The following is a 17,069-nucleotide window of genomic DNA, read 5'->3' as shown; positions in this document are numbered from 1 at the left end:
GTTCCCCGTACACACGGGGCTAAACCGGATACTGGGGCCATTCTGAACTACCAGACGTTGTGTTCCCCGTACACACGGGGCTAAACCGTTTCACGATATGTTAGTTGACATTTCTCGCATGTGTTCCCCGTACACACGGGGCTAAACCGCACCGCCGACGGTAACAGTTTTGCGGTCAGTCGTGTTCCCCGTACCCACGGGGCTAAATAAGATAATCGGTGAGTTAAATTCGTCCTTGAAGCAGTCTCCTTCGGTCAGTCCCCCTCCTCGCAGAGCTCGTCGCCTTCAAGTGGTGTGAGTGAAACTATTTACTCACTTAACTCCACTTTCAGCCATGACCTCACCTCAGCAAGCTGCGAAACGTTGTTTCGGTCTTGCTTCGCCCCCGTACCCACGGGTTAAATCGTTTCCAATGTAAACGGGATGCGTATAATATAAGAGTGTCTCCGCATAAGCGGGGTGAACTGCAATGACTCATAAAAGTACCTTAGGAGTTCACATGCCGATTGCTAAAAATGATGATGGATTGTCCCCAGAAGCCTACTTACGCGGAGAATTAACGAGTACCGTTAAACACGAGTTGATAGACGGGCAAGTGTATGCAATGGCAGGGGCAAGTGCTAATCATGAGCGAATTTGTCAAAATATGGCGAGAAAGCTTGGCAATCACCTTGAAGATTCACCGTGTGAACCGTTTGGTTCAGATATGAAAGTGCGTGTACGAGACAACTTTTATTACCCCGATGTATTGGTAGATTGTGATTTCGACGAATCTGAACCCTACTTTACAACGACCCCCGTGATTATCGTTGAAGTAATCTCACGCTCAACCCGAAAAATGGACGAAAAGGTTAAATTGCTTGAGTACATTAATATACCCACGTTAGAAGAATATGTTGTGATTGAGCAAGATATAGCCGATGTGACCGTTTACCGAAAGAGCGATGATTGGCGTTCTACACATTACTTTCTTGGTGAAGATTTCTATTTAAAATCAATTGATTGTACAGTTTCCGTAGCTGACATATATCGCCGTGTTCAAAATGAAGATGTCAGACTGTTTTTAGAGCAGCAAAAAACGAGTTCAGAATAAACTACATGCTCTAAATCAACGCCTTCCTCCAGAGCGGTTCACGTTTTATCAATCCACAAATGATATAAATCAAGAAAATAAAACACATGTGTGTTACATTAAATTAACCTTTAATGGAGCATAGTATGGCAATCAAGGAAGACGACTATTATCACTATCTCGAAGCATTGTTGTTTTGGGAAGGGCAAATTCAAACAGGGTTATTCCAACAGAAGTTTGGGCTTTCTCGCCCTAGTGCAAGCAAGTACCTAAATAGGTTTATTGAAGAACAACGCATTACTGTTTATTACGATGAGTCGGAAAAAGCACATCGATTAGGCTGCGCCTTCACCCCTAGGTTAATCACTGAAGACTTCAGCGAATATACACGGCGTGTTACTGAAGGGCACTTGCATCGTTTTGACTATAGTCACTTGGCATCATTACCTATCCCTAATCGAAAACTCGAGCCCGAATTACTACGGCCGATTCTTACAGCATGCCGAAAGCAACAGGCGTTAGATATACGATACCAATCAATTAAGCATAACGCTGAAACCGAGCGCATCGTTCGCCCGCACAGCTTGGTTAATACTGGGCTTCGTTATCATTTACGCGCCTATTGTGAAGCATCTGATTCGTTCCGGGATTTTTCTTTGTCACGTATTTTATCCGCAGAGCCAGACTACAGCTGTAAAGCGCAAAAGGGCATTCAAGACGACAGCAATTGGCAAACCCCCGTAGAGCTGGTGATAATGCCCGAACCGCGCTTGTCGCACTATGCACAGCAAGTGATTGCCCGTGATTTTAATATGCATAATCAACGTGCCACCATCGTCACCAACGCCGCGCTCATCAACTACTTAATCTCAATCTTACGTCTTGATTTTCAACACGCTAATCCAGAAGCACAACAGATTGTGATAGTCCCAGAATGCTACCGAGAGTTAAGCGCAAGAGGGCTTTTGTGGAATGGGTGAAAAATTAGAGATGGGTGAACCTACTAAATTTTTTACTGGTTGTAACCGCAGGATTGTCGGTAATTTATTCAAAGCGTAAGCTAAGTGTATTGTAAGCAAGGACTAGAGCAACATGACAGATTTAAACAGTTTAATGTTCAAATACTGGGGCAAAGCTAAAAAGCCACTCGAAGTTGATTACTGCATGAGTGAGATTAATGGCGAGTCATTATTAGCTATCGTTGAACGCTATCCAAGCGTTAAATCTGTCGAGCACCTACAGGCACTTGCAAACAAAAAAGGCTGGAAAGTTGCTAAGCACAGTGAAGAATTTCACCGTTATCACCTGCTTGTATTCCATAGTTTGGATGTGGCGGCGGTTGCGCTGACCTATTTAGACCTAAACAAACAGTTTACTCAAGATTTGTCCGAGTTTCTGGGGTTATCTATTCCACAGCTTAAGTCGCTGATTGGTTTCTTTGTTGCTATTCACGATTTAGGTAAATTTTCTTCAGCATTTCAAAATTTAGTGGAGTTTAATGACAGCAATTTAAGTCAAGAAAAGTCAAGGGAACCTTACTGTGCAAAGGATGCCCGGCATGATGGGTTGGGACATCATTTTTGGAAAACCTGTGCCAAGCAAATTGAAGGTGCAGGGGATGAAGTAACGCAAGCCTTTAAAAAGATAGATTCGATTCGCGTCATGCTAAATTGTGTTTTTGGTCATCACGGTGAACCAGTTGCTGCCAACAAGTTTGGCAGCAAAGTTGAAGACTTCTGTGTCGAAGAAAATTACCTAGCTTGTACAGAGTTTATCGCGTATTGCATTGAGCTGTTCGCTATTGATCTGCCAACAGAAAAGTTTTCGGATAGAGTGTGGCGTGATCACCTGAGGTACGCTAGCTGGCACCTCGCTGGTCTGTGTACTCTGGCTGATTGGCTGGGTTCTGACACGAAGTATTTTGCATATCACTCTGAGCCGATGGCTTTACAAACCTACTGGTTCGAAGCTACAAAACAGGCGCATGAAGCACTTTCAGACAGGCAGCTGACTGGGCGAGTTGAGGTTTTCCCTTATGAGTCAACCGCTGAACATTTTGGCTTCAGTACACCAACTCCGTTGCAGTCGTGTGCTGAGCAAGTGCCTGTTGGCTCTTCACCACAGCTATTTATTCTGGAAGATGTAACAGGCGCGGGCAAAACCGAGGCGGCGCTTATCTTGTTACATCGTTTAATGCAGGCAAAGGCCGCAGATGGTTTCTATTTTGGCCTACCGACTATGGCTACCTCTAGCGCCATGTACCATCGTATTGCACAGCATTACGGGCAAATGATGACCGTTGACGGTAAAAAAGCTAGTCTGGTATTAGCGCATGGCGCGAGCATGATGGAAGATACCTATCAGGATTCGCTGGTCACAGAACAATTACCCGATCTTGAGTATGGTCAAGCTGATGAAACGGCAAGTCAGGCTTGCCATGCTTGGTATGCTGACTCTAAAAAGAAGGCGTTGCTCGCTCATGCTGGCGTTGGCACGGTTGATCAGCCTTTGCTGTCGGTTTTAGCCTCTAAACACAGCACGCTACGTTTTCATGGCTTGTTTCGTAAAGTATTGATACTGGATGAAGTGCATGCCGCAGATCAGTATATGTTCACTCTGCTAGAAGACTTGTTACGTATTCATTTACGATTTGGAGGCAGTGTGATCCTACTTACCGCAACCTTGCCGCTGGAAAGGCGCAACAGACTTTGTCAGATCTGGCAAGAAGAGCTTGGCCTTGAATCTCCCGAGCGCACTCAAAAAAAAGGCTTTCCATTAGCAACTTGGATAAATGAACAAGGCAAATTAAACGAGCAACTAGTCGCAAGTTTGCCAAGAAATCACAAATCTGTGCAGGTTGAGTTTACCCACTGCGAGCAGGCCTGTATTGAAGAGATACTGCTGAGAGCGTCGCGCGGCGAGGCCGTTGTTTGGGTGCGTAATACGGTCGCAGATGCGCAGCAAGCACATGCTTTACTCGCAGAACGTTACCCGCAAACACATATCACTTTGTTTCATAGTCGCTTTACTTTATACGACAGAAAGCAAAAGGAAAAAGAGGTACTTGGCAGGCTGGGTAAGCAAAGCACCGCACAGCAAAGACTGGGGCAAATATTGATTTCAACTCAGGTGTTTCAGGAATCAATCGATGCGGACTGTGATTTTATGCTCAGTGATATTTGCCCCATAGACGATTTAATTCAGCGTGCAGGGCGACTAAAACGCCATATCCGCGATGAACACGGCAATTTCCAACCCGCGCTGTCAGAAGATAAACGTCCCTCAGCTGTTTTGAAGGTGTTTTGTCCTGAGTGGCAAAATGAGCCCGAAAAGGACTGGCTGCACAAAACTCATCCCGGTACGGCTGCTGTATATCGAAGCCCTGCCATTATTTGGCTAACGCAAAAAGTACTAAAAGAAAAAGGCGGGTTGTATTTGCCGGGCGATGCGCGTGATCTTGTTGAAAGTGTCTACAGTCAGGCAGCGCTAAAAACTCGGCCAGCCAACCTAGACTGTTACCACAGTGAATATCAAGCGCAAACACGAGCGATGGAAAACCAAGCGACGTTGCAGAAACTGGATTGGCAAAAAGGCTATTGTCGCCAAGCTGGTAATGTTTGGATGGGTGAAGAGCTAGAGATCAACACCAGATACAGCGACAGAGTGAGCGTTCAAGTTGTGGTGTTAAAGCTTACAAGCGACGGACGGCTTTCATTTTACGCAGAGGGTTTAGCTAAGAAGCATTTGCTACAGCATAGTGAAATTCGGGTCGATCAAAACAGCATCGCAAAAAAGCTGGTGCCTGTACCGAGTGAGTATGATGAACAGTTGGTAGAGTTGATAGAGAGCAACCCTTCACTCAAATACAAGCAATGTTGGTTGCAAGGAAGTGATAAAAAGTTTTTATACGATAATTTCCAAGGACTTATCGAGGTTAGTGCGTGACACCTTAATCAGGTGTTAGCTCAATTTAAAGTAGGGAAAATGGTATGAACAATTTAGTGCAGGACCCGTGGCTATTTTACCGGCTTAGGGATAATTCCGTTAAGCAGTTACCTTTGTCGGCGATAGCCAATCCCGATGTAGTTGACTTTGCTTTGCCACGCGCCGATTTTTACGGAGCCGCGTATCAGTTTGCTATTGGCTTATTACAGACCTGTTGCTCTCCAGAGGAAGGAGAATATTGGTGCAACTGGTATGAATCACCGCCTTCGGAGCAAGAGATTGCCCAGTCATTCGATAAAGCAGTACATGCGTTTAATCTGTTTGGTGACGGTCCGCTGTTTATGCAGGACTTAGATCCGCTACAAAGCGCAGGCACACAGAACATCAATACATTGTTGATTGAAACTCCGGGTGATAACACGCTTAAGAATAATGTTGATCATTTTATAAAGCGAGGTCAGGTTGACGCGATGAGTCCTGAAATGGCGGCGCTTGCATTATTCACCTTACAAATAAACGCCCCTTCAGGTGGTCAGGGCTATAGGACTGGACTTCGAGGTGGTGGACCACTGACAACCTTGTTGTTGCCCAATGAAGAGTCAGCGAGTTTGTGGCACAAACTATGGCTTAATGTTTGTATTGAGCCTCAAGTGAGTGATGCACAGTTGCAATCAGGGATTATTTTCCCTTGGCTTGAAGGCACCAAAGTCAGTAAAGAAAAAGGAACAGAAGTGCTCTTTAAAGATGCACACTTTCTTACGCACTTTTGGGCAATGCCCAGACGCATACGCTTGCTGCCAGAGAAGTTAGCTGGCACTTGCTCACTGACGGGGCATCAAAGTGAGGTGCTGGTTAAATCTTTTGCCACCACGAACTATGGCAACAACTATGCGGGGAGTTGGTGGCATCCACTCACACATTATCGTAATGACCCGAAAAAACCTAATGAAGACAATTTGTCCAGTAAAGGGCAGCCTGGTGGTATTCAATACAAGCAGTGGCATGCATTGTGTTTCGCTAATGAAAGTGAAGGAAACCACCCAGCCCAAGTCATTCAAGAGTTTTACGACGTAAAAATAGATTACGTTGATCAGCAGCCAAGACTATGGGCATTTGGCTTTGATATGGACAATATGAAAGCCCGCGGCTGGTATGACAGCCAATTTCCAGTATTTTTGTTGGACGAAAGTAAACGTAAAAATGTTATTCATGACCTAAACCAAGCGCTGCAAATTGCGATGGAGTTTAGCAGCATGATGCGTACGTTGATTAAAGAGGCGCTGTTCGACAGGCCCAAAGATGTTAAAGCTGATTTGGCGCAACATGTATTAAGTTACTGGCAGCGCACAGAGCGTGATTACTTTATTGCAGCTCAGTCAATTTGTCTTCAAGGTGATCTACGTAGTGAGGATGCAAAGCGCTGGTTCTATCAGGCCCTCAATACGGCGTTAGATATTTTCGACGAAGTGGTATTGAGCACTTCGATGGACAATAAAGCAATCGCTAGGAAAGTTGCAGCGAGGCAAAAATTGACTGCTTGGTTACATGGTAAGAAGACCAGCAAAGACTTTAAACGTCGCTATGACATAAAGACACAAAACAAGGAGGCACAAGCCAATGAAGCTGGAGTATAAACCGCAAAGCCAGTTGTTTAAATCAGTAAGCTGGGATGCATTTCACACGCTGTTTCGCTGGTGGATAGCCATGTCGGATGATGAAGTAACGCAAGCTGAGCTGAATACTCGACCCGCACCTACGGTGTTTCGTGCTCAGCTCAAACGAGCTGCAAGGTTGGACGATGTCTACCTAACACAAGGTTTTTCTGCATTGTGGCAGGCGCTACCGAGTGAAATACACGATAACCGAAAACCATGGCTTATGCCTTGTTTTGCTGTGATTGCAAAAAGCCTTAGTTTGGTGAGAAGTCATCATGAGCATGGCTCTTTTGCTCGTGATCTAGGTCACCTTGAAGAGGGTACTGATAAACCTGTGGTGAGTGAATTAAGATTTCAAAGCCTTCAGGCAGCAAAAAATGAGCAGGAGTTTGTTACACAACTCAGTCGTCTTCTGGCCCAACTAAAGCATAAAACCAATATTTTAAGTTTGGCGGATGACATCGCCTGTTGGTTTGAAGAGCATTACCATCAAGCTCCGAGACGAGCAGACAAGCGGATCGCCGTACGCTGGGCGATGGACTATTACAAAGATGCAGCGAGCAAGGCATAAATAAGGAAAATATCATGAGCAAATTTATTCAGATCCACACATTGACTTCATACGCACCTGCAAATCTGAACAGGGAAGAAACTGGCCGGCCAAAAACAGCCAAATTTGGTGGCTTTGAACGTCTGCGAGTCAGCTCGCAAAGCTCCAAGCGTAATTGGCGGGTAAGTGATGTGTTTCAATCAAGCTTGGCAGAACATATCGGTACTCGAACGAAGAAGCTTGGTACAGAAGTATTTAACTATCTACTAGAAAAAGAAATAAAGGAAAAAGATGCAAAAAGCTGGGCGATTGAGATCGCAGGTGTATTTGGTAAGGGTAAAAAAGATTCACTAGAGATTGAGCAACTAGCACATATTAGCCCCAGTGAAAAAGCAGCGGTATTTGCATTGGCTGACCAACTAGCTGCAGAGAATCGCGGACCTGAAAAAGAAGAACTTCAGTTACTCAAAGCAGAAAACCAAGCTGCGGATATTGCTTTGTTTGGCCGCATGTTGGCTTCAAGCCCAGAATTTAATGTTGAAGCGGCCTGTCAGGTTGCACATGCCATTAGCGTGGAAAACGTGACGGTTGAAAGTGACTATTTCACGGCGGTGGATGACCTGAATGCAGGTAAAGGAGAGCAAGGTGCTGCGCATATAGGTGATAGCGGTTTTGCTTCTGCGGTTTTGTATAACTATATCTGCATTGATAAAGAACAGTTGGTTGACAATCTCTCTGGTGACTTAGAGCTTGCCAATAAAACCATCACTTCGTTGCTTGAATGTATCGCTAAGATCTCTCCAAAAGGAAAACAAAATAGTTTTGCTTCTCATGCTTACGCCTCTTACATTTTGGTAGAAAAAGGGGAGCAGCAGCCTCGTTCACTGGCAAGTGCTTTTGTAAGTCCTGTAAAGGCCCTTGACGAGAGTGAGAACGTGACGCAGATAGCAGTGCAGCGATTAGAAAGCCAAATCAAGAACTTTGATTCTGTTTATGAACCTTGTGCAGACAGTCGCCAGTCTATCAATGTGTTAACCGGTGAAGGTAACTTTAAGTCTTTGCAGGCTTTTGCTGCTGATTAATGGAGTTGCTATGAAAACCAGTAACTACTTGGTGTTCAGACTGTATGGCCCGTTAGCGAGTTGGGGTGATGCGGCCGTGGGGGGCGATAGGCCCACTCATGTTCGCCCAACACGCGGAGCCTTGCTCGGTCTGGTTGCTGCTGCACTTGGAATTAAGCGTGAAGACAAAGCCGAGCTAACTGCGTTGAATGAAGCGTTAAGCTGTCATGTTAAGCAATACAACGTGGGCAGTTTACTTAGAGATTTTCACACAGCACAGGTGCCGAGTGAAGATAAAAAAACGCAGTTATATACTCGGCGTGATGAGTTATACAAGTCGAAGAAAGTAAATACAGTACTTTCAAACCGTGATTATCGAGAAAGTGGTTTGTGGGTTGTTGCACTGGAGTCACGTTCGTCACAGTATTCGCTTGATGTGATCCGCTCGGCGTTATTAAGGCCCAAGTACATGTTGTATCTTGGACGAAAGTCTTGCCCATTGGCTGCACCTTTGTGCCCGACCTTGGTTGGAAACGTGTCGCTAAAAGCTGCATTAGACCATGAGTTTCCACCAATATTGGGTACCGAGCAGGCCGATTCAATTTGGCTCAAACCGGATAAAACAGTCAGTTATTATTGGCAGGGAAATAGGGAAGATCTACTACCTGAACATGCTGAGCGTGTGCACACTAAGAGTGTGCGGGATAACCCGATAGACAGAAAAGAATGGCTGTTTGACCTGCGCACTGAGCATCAGCTGGTAGTTGAATATCAAAGGTAAGGAGGTACCTGTGTTTTTAAGTCAGGTAAAATTGTCGGATAGTGCTTCGGCTAGGGAAGAGCGACGAAAGCTCGCTGTAAATGGCTGCTACGCAAGTCATCAATTGCTCTGGAAGCTGTTTACCGGGGAACAAAAACGAGCGTTTTTGTATTGCACAAGCAATGATGCGCTTGATCAGTTTTTGGTGCTCTCAGCAACGGAGCCCCAAAATTATGAAGGTGTGTTTGCTATCCAAACTAAGCGCTTCAACCCGATATTACACGCTGGGCAAAAGCTAGGGTATCAAATCACCATTAACCCAACAGTATGCAAAAGTAATCGCCGTCACGATGTAGTGATGAATACGCAGCAGAGTTTGCTATTGAGCGAGCTTACCAAGCTAGGTGTCAACCCTAAGGGGGATAAAAAATCACGACTGAAAAACCAGCTGTTAGATTTTGCTGATGATGGGATGGTTGCAAATTGGAAAGCGGAGCTACAGTTATCTGAGCAAATCGCACGCAGTGAGCTACTTGAAATGTGGTTAAGGTTTAAAACTGATTTGGTGTTGCGTGAGTGGTGGGCTGCTCGTCTATCTAAATTAGGTGCTAAAACCGAGCTGGTTGAATGTGATATCTATGCTTATCAGCAACATCAGGTAGCGAAAGGCAAGAACCAAATTCGATTCTCAACAGTAGACATTTCAGGCCAGCTTGAAGTGACCGATCCTGAAAAATTCACTGAGGCGCTGTTTAAAGGCATCGGCCGCTCCAAAGCGTTTGGTTGTGGCTTATTGCTAGTTAAACCACTGTAAATTAATCAATAAGGCGAGGTGACTCGCCTTTTTTATTTTTGAACAACAGGAGTGCTGGGAATGGCATTTCTTCCTTTAAAACCGATACCAATCAAAGATCGTAACTCAATGATTTTTATTGGCATGGGGCGTATTGACGTACGGGATGGCGCATTTGCTGTGATTGACGAGGTAAACGGTGAGCGGATGCTTATTCCAGTGGGATCTGTGGTGTGTATTATGCTGGAGCCGGGTACTCGGGTGAGTCATGCAGCGGTGAAGCTGGCAGCAACCACCGGCACTTTGCTGATATGGGTGGGTGAAGCCGGTGTACGCTTGTATTCCGCAGGGCAACCCGGTGGTGCGCGCTCAGATAAATTGCTCTATCAGGCTAAATTAGCGTTGGACGAAGATTTACGACTCAAGGTGGTGCGTAAAATGTTCGAATTACGTTTTGGCGAGCCTGCACCCGAGCGTAGATCGGTTGATCAGCTACGTGGTATTGAAGGTACGCGCGTACGCAAGACCTACGAATTACTGTCTAAACAGTATCAAGTAAGTTGGCAGGGTAGGCGCTACGACCCTAAAGATTGGGCTAAAGGTGATGTTATTAATCAGTGCATCAGCGCTGCAACGTCTTGCTTGTATGGCGTAACCGAAGCGGCGGTGTTAGCGGCGGGTTATGCGCCGGCAATTGGTTTTTTACACACCGGTAAGCCGCTGTCGTTTGTGTATGATATTGCTGATATTATCAAATTCGATACCGTGGTACCTGTCGCATTTAAAATAGCCAAACGTCGCCCACAGTCGCCAGATCGCGAGGTTCGCATAGCTTGTCGCGAAGCCTTTCGTAAAGACAAAGTATTACAACGCCTTATTCCTCTTATTGAAGAAGTACTCGCTGCGGGAGAGATAAAGCCGCCAGAACCCTATGAAGATGCACAACCCCCCGCAATTCCTGAACCTGAGTCGATCGGAGATGATGGTCATCGCAGTGGAGGTTCGTGATGAGTATGTGTGTAGTGGTAACCGAAGCTGTTCCACCGAGGTTAAGAGGTCGGTTGGCGGTATGGCTGTTGGAAATCCGTGCGGGCGTTTATGTTGGCGATGTCAGTCGCCGCATTCGAGAAATGATCTGGTTGCAGGTAAGTGAGTTAGCTGAAAGTGGTAATGTGGTAATGGCTTGGGCAACCAATACCGAATCAGGTTTTGATTTTATTACCTATGGCGAAAACGCCAGAATGCCGGTGGATTTTCAAGGGCTGAGACTGGTTAAGTATACGCCCAGAAGTGATGAAAGCACCGAGTCGTAATTAGCGTTTGTACTATTGATATTGGCTCTTTAACAATATAAAAATTAGCATTTTTAGGCTTGTAAAAAGAGAGAAGTTTGTACCCAAAATTTTTGGTAGATTTTATAGGGTTACTTTTCTTTAATAAAAACAAGTGTATACTTTTAGAGCGTTCCCAGTACACACGGGGCTAAACCGATTGGCAAAAAAAGGCTATGTCTCTGTGAGTGGCGTTCCCAGTACACACGGGGCTAAACCGGCCGCAAATTTATTTGTAATTAGTTCATTGGAGCGTTCCCAGTACACACGGGGCTAAACCGGGTGCTTCATTTGAAAGACCCTTTTCTTTGAAGCGTTCCCAGTACACACGGGGCTAAACCGAATTTCTTTCCAGCTCAGCTCGCTCTAAGAAAGCGTTCCCAGTACACACGGGGCTAAACCGAGCTAAAGAACCTTCATGCTCAAACTCACCATGCGTTCCCAGTACACACGGGGCTAAACCGCGCATTAGCACTGACTCGACCTGCAATTCAATGCGTTCCCAGTACACACGGGGCTAAACCGTTACCGGAAAATAAAAGGTGGCGTTATGCTGAGCGTTCCCAGTACACACGGGGCTAAACCGGGAAGCGCTAGCTGCCAAGGCCAAACGCACCTGCGTTCCCAGTACACACGGGGCTAAACCGCTTGAGGATTTTAAAAAGCGCGGTGAATTTGCGCGTTCCCAGTACACACGGGGCTAAACCGAGTATGCTAAATGTATTTAGCGGCACCCTCACGCGTTCCCCGTACACACGGGGCTAAACCGCAGTGCCGGGAAACTTGGTCGAGATGTGATCAGCGTTCCCCGTACACACGGGGCTAAACCGAAAGTTCAAGGCTGAAAAACGGCTAAAAACGAGCGTTCCCCGTACACACGGGGCTAAACCGGTATTATGAATAATGAGGCAATTCCTAGACTAGCGTTCCCCGTACACACGGGGCTAAACCGGTTACGCTTCAGCTACAGAAGACGATGATGCAGCGTTCCCCGTACACACGGGGCTAAACCGGAAAATGGAAAACAGCCGTTTTCTATGGCTGAGCGTTCCCCGTACACACGGGGCTAAACCGTACTGACGACGATGTAAAACTACTCGCGGTTGGCGTTCCCCGTACACACGGGGCTAAACCGTCAACCTGATCAACTTCGCTTGTTCCGCATCGGCGTTCCCCGTACACACGGGGCTAAACCGTGGCAGTTAATTTTGATAATTCACTGGATGCGGCGTTCCCCGTACACACGGGGCTAAACCGCTTTTCTTCTTCAATTGTATCAACCATCACCAGCGTTCCCCGTACACACGGGGCTAAACCGATCTCTCGTATTTGTTGGGATTTGGCAGGTCAGCGTTCCCCGTACACACGGGGCTAAACCGAACTCACGGAATGAGATATACAAGAGTTTACAGCGTTCCCCGTACACACGGGGCTAAACCGACTAAAATTTACACTCAGTAGCGATATGCTTAGCGTTCCCCGTACACACGGGGCTAAACCGGAGCGGATTAATAGCCAGTTCTCGATACGTAAGCGTTCCCCGTACACACGGGGCTAAACCGGATTTAACTTGCGCCGCAAGACCCGTGCCTGAGCGTTCCCCGTACACACGGGGCTAAACCGGGTGCGGAGCTTTATGCTAATGGTGAGTTTAAGCGTTCCCCGTACACACGGGGCTAAACCGGGTGCGGAGCTTTATGCTAATGGTGAGTTTAAGCGTTCCCCGTACACACGGGGCTAAACCGAGTTTAACTGATTCTGCTCAGTAACCATTGTTGCGTTCCCCGTACCCACGGGGCTAAATAAGATAATCGGTGAGTTAAATTCGTCCGTGAAGCAGTCTCCTTCGGTCATCCATGACCTCACCTCAGTAAGCTGCGAAACGTTGTTTCGGTCTTACTTCGCCCCCGTACCCACGGGGCTAAATAAGATAATCGGTGAGTTAAATTCGTCCTTGAAGCAGTCTCCTTCGGTCATCCATGACCTCACCTCAGTAAGCTGCGAAACGTTGTTTCGGTCTTACTTCGCCCCCGTACACACGGGGCTAAACAAAATAATCGTGAACTAAATTCGTCCGTGAAGCAGTCTCCTTCGGTCATCCATGACCTCACCTCAGCAAGCTGCGAAACGTTGTTTCGGTCTTACTTCGCCCCCGTACACACGGGGCTAAATAAGATAATCGGTGAGTTAAATTCGTCCGTGAAGCAGTCTCCTTCGGTCATCCATGACCTCACCTCAGTAAGCTGCGAAACGTTGTTTCGGTCTTACTTCGCCCCCGTACACACGGGGCTAAACAAAATAATCGTGAACTAAATTCGTCCGTGAAGCAGTCTCCTTCGGTCAGTCCCCCTCCTCGCAGAGCTCGTCGCCTTCAAGTGGTGTGAGTGAAACTATTTACTCACTTAACTCCACTTTCAGCCATGACCTCACCTCAGTAAGCTGCGAAACGTTGTTTCGGTCTTACTTCGCCCCCGTACACACGGGGCTAAACAAAATAATCGTGAACTAAATTCGTCCGTGAAGCAGTCTCCTTCGGTCAGTCCCCCTCCTCGCAGAGCTCGTCGCCTTCAAGTGGTGTGAGTGAAACTATTTACTCACTTAACTCCACTTTCAGCCATGACTTCACCTCAGCAAGCTGCGAAACGTTGTTTCGGTCTTGCTTCGCCCCCGTACATACTGGACGAACTGGAATTACTCCAATGGTCTATGAAGTGAAAGCTGTGTTTCTGATAACGATGTGGGGCAACTTTCCATTCTTCACCTCTTCAAATTAACCTAAGTGTCATACTTTTTGGATTGACGGTCGGTACTAAGTTATATAACAATAAAGTTATATAACTATTTTATTATGTATACCAATTGAACGTTTTATTTTCTTGTCCGAGTAACCCATTGTTTGCCGAAGTTGCCGTTGCACTGTTGAGTGTTCACTCGCAGGGTTCCATTTCTGGTTTTGTTCATTCTGCATTACCTGAATCTGAACAAACTTCACGGCTGCTAATACAACAGGCTTTAGCATCGTTTTCGGTAAATATGTTGCAGCCATCGACCTCAACTCAGTCAGAATCAGCTGTGTATGATGCTGTGATTGTATTAGATAACAGCACAGATAAACCGCCAGCAGGATCTCGCTTGGTGGAGCCGTGGCGTTTAGTGACAGTTGAAAGCGAAGTGGATGATTTATCTCTTCTCATAAAACTTAATAATAAAATTCAATCCCTTACCATGAAAATGGGCTTTCATAATCCAGTGCTATCAGCCGCGCAATTTTATAAAGCCCTCAGTGATGAAATTCGCCTTAAGACCTTGTTGTTATTGGTGATAGAGCCAGAGCTATGTGTTTGCGAGTTAATGGTAGCACTTGAACAAGAAAGCCAGCCAAAAGTGTCTAGGCATTTGGCGCAGCTAAAAAAATTAGGGATTTTACGTGATGTAAAACGCAAGCAATGGGTTTTTTATTCATTAAACCCAGCGCTACCTATTTGGATGAAACAGATCTTGAACTCAACGGTGATAAGAGAACCAGAAGCAATTTCCAAAGAGTTGAACCGGTTAGAAAACATGGGTGATCGCCCGAGCAGAATAACAAGCTGCTGCAATTGATTATTAGCAGCAATTTCAATAATTAAAGGAGTCAGAGATGACAATTAAAGTGGGTATAAATGGGTTTGGCCGCATGGGTCGGTTAGCGCTAAGAGCAAGTTTTGATTGGCCTGAGGTTGAGTTTGTACAGATCAACGATCCAGCGGGCAATGCAGAAACCTTGGCACACTTGCTTGAGTTTGACTCAGTACATGGGCGCTGGCACCACGAAGTGTCACATCAGGGTGAGCAAATTAAGGTAGGTGAGCAAGTCATTACCGTTACTCAAAATAAAACCATTGATGAAACGGATTGGTCGCAATGTGACGTAGTGATCGAAGCTTCTGGTGTGATGAAGAAAAAGTCACTGCTTGAAGCGTACACTAAACAAGGAGTAAAACGTGTTGTGGTTACTGCACCAGTTAAAGAAGACGGTGTACTGAATATTGTTATGGGTGTAAACGACCATTTATATGACGAAACACCGCATGAGATAGTTACCGCCGCGTCTTGTACAACCAACTGTTTAGCACCAGTGGTTAAGGTATTACAAGATAAAATCGGCATTAAGCATGGCTCAATGACGACGATCCACGACATTACTAACACTCAAACTATTTTAGATGCGCCACATAAAGACTTACGTCGTGCCCGTGCCTGCGGCATGAGCTTGATCCCAACTACAACCGGTTCTGCCACCGCAATTACTCATATTTTCCCTGAGCTTAAAGGTAAATTAAATGGACATGCGGTTCGTGTGCCTTTAGCGAATGCTTCATTAACCGATTGTGTGTTTGAACTAGCGCGCGAAACCACCATTGAAGAAATTAATCAGTGGATGGAAGAGGCGGCAAATGGCGAGCTAAAAGGTATTTTAGGGTATGAATCACGCCCGCTAGTATCGATTGATTATAAAACAGATCCGCGTTCAAGCGTGGTTGATGCCCTGTCAACCATGGTGATTAACGGCACCCAAGTTAAGCTCTATGTTTGGTATGACAACGAGTGGGGTTATGCTAATCGTACTGCCGAATTGATGTTGAAAGTTGGTCGTTCTATCAAAGGTTAGAGGTTAACCATGGCGCTCCGTGATTTGCCCAATGATATTAAACAATATCTGATTATTACTGGTAATTATTGGACATTTACGCTGACTGATGGCGCGTTGCGCATGCTGGTGGTGCTTTACTTCCATCAGCTTGGCTACAATGCGCTAGAAGTAGCGATGTTATTTTTGTTTTATGAAATCTTTGGTGTGATCACTAATTTGGTGGGAGGCTGGCTGGGTGCCAGACTTGGACTAAATAGAACAATGAACATCGGGTTGGGCTTGCAAGTAGCAGCATTGCTGATGTTGGTAGTACCGCAAGCTTGGCTAACTGTACCTTATGTGATGGCGGCACAAGCGCTATCTGGTATCGCCAAAGATCTCAACAAAATGAGCGCTAAAAGCTCAATTAAAATGCTGGTTGCACAAGGGCAGGAAGGCACCTTGTTTAAGTGGGTTGCCATTTTAACTGGCTCAAAAAACGCCTTAAAAGGTGTTGGATTCTTTTTGGGTGGATTGCTATTAACGTTAGTTGGCTTTGCAGGCGCAATGTGGCTAATGGCAACGGTGTTGTTGTTTGTGTGGCTGTTTAGTCTAGTTATGCTGCAAAATGACTTGGGTAAAGCCAAAAACAAGCCTAAATTCAGTGAGGTCTTTTCTAAAAGTCGAGCCATTAATATTCTCTCTGGTGCGCGATTATTTTTGTTTGCATCCAGAGATGTGTGGTTTGTGGTGGCACTGCCTGTGTATTTATCTCAGCAGTTTGGCTGGGATCATTGGTGGATAGGCAGCTTTATGGCCTGCTGGGTGATTGCGTATGGTGGCGTTCAATCTTCGGCCCCTAAATTGATAAACCGTGAAGCGGTGGCAAAGTATCCTGCTAAAGCAGCCAATTGGGCATTTTTACTGTGTGTGATCCCAGCGCTTATTGCTGCTGGTTTGCACTTTTATGACTGGCAGCAAGCGGTCATTGTGGTTGGCTTATTGTTGTTTGGACTGGTGTTTGCTCTAAACTCCTCACTTCACAGTTACCTGATAGTCAGCATGGCAGATGCCGATGGTGTATCGCTAGATGTCGGCTTTTACTATATGGCAAACGCTATGGGCAGGTTACTTGGTACTGTGCTTTCTGGTTGGGTATTTGTTGAATTTGGTATTGTGGCTTGTTTGTTGGTGTCGACGTTATTCGTGTTAATTGCAGCCCTAGCAACGACACAACTTCCCGCAAAAGCAGATTAAACAGCTTGGTACGCTAAGGTTAATGATAATCTA

The 17,069-nt window shown here is 45.8% G+C and carries 13 protein-coding genes and 2 CRISPR repeat arrays (1 of these 15 only partly in view); all 13 genes read left to right on the top strand.

Annotated features, from left to right (window positions below; genetic code table 11):
- Nucleotides 1-210: direct repeats of the CRISPR family, unit length 29 nt (it extends 795 nt beyond the left edge of the window).
- Nucleotides 211-499: 289 nt separating this feature from the next.
- The 13 genes from ACSLBF_RS18525 (at nucleotide 500) to arsJ (ending at nucleotide 17,036) form a co-directional block, all read left to right on the top strand.
- On the top strand, nucleotides 500-1,093 hold the full coding sequence (locus ACSLBF_RS18525) for a Uma2 family endonuclease (RefSeq protein WP_440056878.1): 594 nt from the start codon (nucleotides 500-502) through the stop codon (nucleotides 1,091-1,093).
- Between the two features lie 125 nt (nucleotides 1,094-1,218).
- A complete protein-coding gene (locus ACSLBF_RS18520) occupies nucleotides 1,219-2,052 on the top strand; it encodes a helix-turn-helix transcriptional regulator (protein ID WP_440056877.1) in 834 nt (277 codons plus the stop codon).
- 112 nt (nucleotides 2,053-2,164) lie between these two features.
- A complete protein-coding gene (gene cas3 / locus ACSLBF_RS18515; protein WP_440056876.1) occupies nucleotides 2,165-5,017 on the top strand; it encodes a CRISPR-associated helicase Cas3' in 2,853 nt (950 codons plus the stop codon).
- Nucleotides 5,018-5,061: 44 nt separating this feature from the next.
- Nucleotides 5,062-6,651, top strand: a complete 1,590-nt coding sequence (casA, locus tag ACSLBF_RS18510; RefSeq protein WP_440056875.1) for a type I-E CRISPR-associated protein Cse1/CasA — start codon at nucleotides 5,062-5,064, stop codon at nucleotides 6,649-6,651.
- The gene (gene casB, locus ACSLBF_RS18505) at nucleotides 6,635-7,243 is read left to right on the top strand and encodes a type I-E CRISPR-associated protein Cse2/CasB (protein WP_440056874.1); all 609 of its coding nucleotides are present in this window, start codon (nucleotides 6,635-6,637) and stop codon (nucleotides 7,241-7,243) included. The genes casA and casB overlap by 17 nt, the downstream gene beginning before the upstream one ends.
- Before the next feature lie 14 nt (nucleotides 7,244-7,257).
- Entirely contained in the window at nucleotides 7,258-8,304 is a 1,047-nt protein-coding gene (gene cas7e, locus ACSLBF_RS18500) for a type I-E CRISPR-associated protein Cas7/Cse4/CasC (protein WP_440056873.1), read from the top strand.
- Between the two features lie 10 nt (nucleotides 8,305-8,314).
- Nucleotides 8,315-9,064, top strand: coding sequence for a type I-E CRISPR-associated protein Cas5/CasD (gene cas5e / locus ACSLBF_RS18495; RefSeq protein ID WP_440056872.1), 750 nt, complete (start codon nucleotides 8,315-8,317; stop codon nucleotides 9,062-9,064).
- A gap of 10 nt (nucleotides 9,065-9,074) precedes the next feature.
- Complete coding sequence (gene cas6e / locus ACSLBF_RS18490) at nucleotides 9,075-9,857, top strand: type I-E CRISPR-associated protein Cas6/Cse3/CasE (protein WP_440056871.1); 783 nt, start codon at nucleotides 9,075-9,077, stop codon at nucleotides 9,855-9,857.
- A 60-nt stretch (nucleotides 9,858-9,917) separates the two neighbouring features.
- The gene (gene cas1e / locus ACSLBF_RS18485) at nucleotides 9,918-10,844 is read left to right on the top strand and encodes a type I-E CRISPR-associated endonuclease Cas1e (RefSeq protein ID WP_440056870.1); all 927 of its coding nucleotides are present in this window, start codon (nucleotides 9,918-9,920) and stop codon (nucleotides 10,842-10,844) included.
- Nucleotides 10,844-11,149, top strand: coding sequence for a type I-E CRISPR-associated endoribonuclease Cas2e (cas2e, locus tag ACSLBF_RS18480; protein ID WP_440056869.1), 306 nt, complete (start codon nucleotides 10,844-10,846; stop codon nucleotides 11,147-11,149). The genes cas1e and cas2e overlap by 1 nt, the downstream gene beginning before the upstream one ends.
- A gap of 148 nt (nucleotides 11,150-11,297) precedes the next feature.
- Nucleotides 11,298-12,973: direct repeats of the CRISPR family, unit length 29 nt; unit sequence GCGTTCCCAGTACACACGGGGCTAAACCG.
- 1,053 nt (nucleotides 12,974-14,026) lie between these two features.
- Nucleotides 14,027-14,770 (top strand): metalloregulator ArsR/SmtB family transcription factor, encoded by a 744-nt coding sequence (locus tag ACSLBF_RS18475; RefSeq protein WP_440056868.1) that lies wholly within the window; start codon nucleotides 14,027-14,029, stop codon nucleotides 14,768-14,770.
- Nucleotides 14,771-14,807: 37 nt separating this feature from the next.
- Nucleotides 14,808-15,818: an ArsJ-associated glyceraldehyde-3-phosphate dehydrogenase gene (locus tag ACSLBF_RS18470; RefSeq protein ID WP_440056867.1), complete on the top strand. Its 1,011-nt coding sequence runs from the start codon at nucleotides 14,808-14,810 to the stop codon at nucleotides 15,816-15,818.
- Between the two features lie 9 nt (nucleotides 15,819-15,827).
- Nucleotides 15,828-17,036: an organoarsenical effux MFS transporter ArsJ gene (arsJ, locus tag ACSLBF_RS18465; protein WP_440056866.1), complete on the top strand. Its 1,209-nt coding sequence runs from the start codon at nucleotides 15,828-15,830 to the stop codon at nucleotides 17,034-17,036.
- Nucleotides 17,037-17,069 lie beyond the last annotated feature (33 nt).

Source organism: Pseudoalteromonas sp. T1lg65, from assembly GCF_051930985.1.
Classification (GTDB): domain Bacteria; phylum Pseudomonadota; class Gammaproteobacteria; order Enterobacterales; family Alteromonadaceae; genus Pseudoalteromonas.
Note: the sequence above shows the minus strand (reverse complement) of the source record. Positions and strands in the feature narration are given on the sequence as shown.